Origin of the sequence: Aquirufa beregesia, from assembly GCF_011090385.1 — a bacterium.
Classification (GTDB): domain Bacteria; phylum Bacteroidota; class Bacteroidia; order Cytophagales; family Spirosomataceae; genus Aquirufa; species Aquirufa beregesia.
Genome location: NZ_SEWW01000044.1, coordinates 1 through 309, shown reverse-complemented (window position 1 = coordinate 309; position 309 = coordinate 1). Strand labels below are relative to the sequence as shown.

General features: G+C 46.9%; 1 protein-coding gene. It reads left to right on the top strand.

Annotated elements, in window-relative coordinates:
- On the top strand, window positions 1–309 hold a 309-nt coding region (locus EWU23_RS14460; protein ID WP_166233199.1), incomplete at both ends, for a hypothetical protein.

Genomic DNA, 309 nt, shown 5'->3' with positions numbered 1-309 from the left:
TGTACAATGTGGAATCAGCTGTTGTGGCTGTTACAGATGGAAGTATCGTTGCTGCAGGAGCAGATCGATTGACAGTAGCCGTGAGTGCATCAACGATGACGAAATTGGCGGTTAGCTTAGCGAGTCCACAAACGAATGGAACAGCCTTTACCGGCACGAATACCTTGACAGCCCAAGATGCTTATGGCAATACGGTCACAACTTTTGCTGCCAATACGAATAATGTAACAGTAACGAGCACGTTAACCGGAGCAATCACAGGATTAGGCTCAGGAGTGAACAACGTGTTGAATCAAGCAGGCGACTTTA